Annotated in this window: 2 protein-coding genes; one reads left to right on the top strand and one right to left on the bottom strand. The window is 71.8% G+C overall.

Features of this window, described 5'->3' with window-relative positions; genetic code table 11:
- Nucleotides 1-211: 211 nt before the first annotated feature.
- Nucleotides 212-985, bottom strand: coding sequence for an SDR family NAD(P)-dependent oxidoreductase (locus tag ACWD3D_RS36175; protein ID WP_451464903.1), 774 nt, complete (start codon nt 983-985; stop codon nt 212-214).
- Between the two features lie 384 nt (nt 986-1369).
- On the opposite strand from ACWD3D_RS36175, the gene ACWD3D_RS36170 reads away from it, so the two are divergent.
- Nucleotides 1370-2233, top strand: coding sequence for a Bax inhibitor-1/YccA family protein (locus tag ACWD3D_RS36170; RefSeq protein WP_451464902.1), 864 nt, complete (start codon nt 1370-1372; stop codon nt 2231-2233).
- The last annotated feature ends 118 nt before the right edge of the window (nt 2234-2351 follow it).

Genomic DNA, 2351 nt, shown 5'->3' with positions numbered 1-2351 from the left:
GGGCCGGTGAGCGGTACGAGGCCGGTGCCCCCGTCGCGGGGGCACCGGCCTCGCCGCGTTCCGGGCCCCGACCGAGGCCGGCCCCTCACTTCGGGCCGGCGTTCCGCTCCGGTACGGCCCTCACTTGGGGACGCTTCGCCCGGTACCGCGGCCGGGGTTCCGCTCCGGTACGGCCCTCACTTCGGGCCGGCGTTCCGCTCCGGTACGGCCCTCACTTCGGGCCGTACTTGCGCCCCGTCCGCGAGGTCATCTCGCCCAGCAGGCTGCGCGGGGTCACCTTCACCAGCCCCATCAGCGCCTTGTACCGGGCGTCCGGCACCGACACGGTCCGGCCGCGCGCCAGGTCGGCGAGGGCGGCGGTCACCAGCTTGTCGACGTCCAGCCACATCCAGCCCGGGATGTTCCCGGTGCCCATCCCGGCCCGCTGGTGGAACTCCGTCCGTACGAAGCCCGGGCAGAGCGCCATCAGCCGTACCCCGGACCCCGCCAGGTCCTTGGCGGCGCCCTGGGTGAACTGGACGACCCACGCCTTCGACGCCCCGTACGTGCCCCGGGGGACGAACGCCGCGACCGAGGCGACGTTGACGATTCCGCCCCGGCCGCGCTCGCGCATCCCGCCCGCCGCCGCCGAGGTCAGCCGCAGCACCGCCTCGCAGTGCACCTTCAGCATCGCCAGCTCGTCGTCGAGCGGAACCTCCAGATAGCGCCCCTTGTTGCCGAACCCCGCGTTGTTGACGAGGAGCTCGACCGGGTGGTCGCGGTCGCGGAGGCGTTCCTCGACGGCCGCGATCCCGGAGTCCGTGGAGAGGTCGGCGGTGAGCACCGTGGCCTCGATGCCGTGCCGGTCGTGCAGTTCGGTGGCCTGGTCCCGCAGCCGCTCGGTGTCGCGGGCCACCAGCACGAGGTTGTGTCCCTGTCCCGCGAGCCGCCGCGCGAACGCGGCGCCGATGCCCGCCGTCGCGCCGGTAATCAGTGCAGTCGTCATGCGCGGCACGTTAGTGGGCGCGTCCCGGTCCCCGCGCACCCGTCCCACCGCCGTGGACCCGCGGGAGGCCCGGCCGGGCGACGGCGGCGCCCCGGGTTTTCAAGGCCGCCCGGCCCCGGCGGGCCTCCGCCGTCAACACGGCGGACGCACCTTCCCCGGACAGGTGGCTGGACGGGTTGTCCCGGCCGTCCCGGGGCAGGAGACCGGCAGCACCCCGGCAGGGGTCCGGCAGGTGGCGGCAGCCGACCGCCGAGGGACGGCTGCGGCAAGAGCGCGATCGGGCGCTACGACTCCGTGAAGATCCTCCCCTGGCACGAGGGTGCTTCCTTTGCCTACCTATTACTCTTGTCGCAAGGCCACGTCGTGTGGCCATGGAGGAGTGAAATGAGGAGCAGCAACCCGGTCTTCTCGCGACGGGGGTTCAGCCGCGACAACGGCACCGCGGGGTACGCGACGCCGCAGGCCGGGGCCACCGTCACGGGTGAGAACCCTTACGCGCAGGGCACCGCCAATCCGTACGCCACCAACCCCTACGCCCAGCAGGCGCCCCCCGGAGTCCGCTCCGGCGCGATGACCATCGACGACGTCGTCAGCCGTACGGCGATGACCCTCGGCACCGTCGTCGTCGCCGCCACGCTCGGCTGGTGGCTCCTGCCGATCGACGAGAGCAACCTCGTCCGGTCCTACGTCGTCGCCTCCGTCGCCGGGCTCATCGGATTCGTCCTGGCGATGGTCAACTCGTTCAAGCGCAAGCCGTCGCCGCCGCTGATCCTGGCCTACGCCGCGTTCCAGGGCGTCCTCCTCGGCGTCGTCAGCAACATCATCAGCACCTACGTCGCCCCGGGCGCCGCCATGCAGGCCGTGCTCGGCACGATGGCCGTGTTCGGTGGAGTGCTGGTCGGGTACCGGACCGGACTCATCCGGGTGACCCGTCGCTTCCAGGGCTTCGTGATGGCCGCCTTGATCGGCTTCGTGCTGCTGATGGTCGTCAACTCCCTGTTCGCCGTGTTCGGCGGGGGCGACGGCCTCGGCTTCCGCAGCGGTGCGCTCGGTGTCCTCTTCGGCATCGTCGCGATCGTGATCGGCGCCTGCGTCCTCGCCCTGGACTTCAAGGTGGTCGAGGACGGCATCACCTACGGCGCCCCGCGCGAGGAGGCGTGGACGGCCGCCTTCGGCCTCACCGTGACCCTGGTGTGGATCTACCGGGAGATGCTGAACCTGATCGCGATCCTCAGCGGCAACGACTGATCGCCGCAACCGCATCACCCTCTCCACCGTCGGACGGCCCGCAGGCACTGCCTGCGGGCCCTCCCCCGAAGGGTAGCGGCGTGCATGGAAAAAACCCCATGAACACCGTCGGGGGACC

This window comes from Streptomyces sp. NPDC002690, assembly GCF_053592415.1.
This window is presented reverse-complemented; position numbering and strand designations above follow the sequence as displayed.

What these genes read in the sequence shown, in the direction of transcription:
- ACWD3D_RS36175 (WP_451464903.1), bottom strand. Translation starts at nt 985, where the DNA reads ATGACGACTGCACTGATTACCGGCGCGACGGCGGGCATCGGCGCCGCG.
- ACWD3D_RS36170 (WP_451464902.1), top strand. Translation starts at nt 1,370, where the DNA reads ATGAGGAGCAGCAACCCGGTCTTCTCGCGACGGGGGTTCAGCCGCGAC.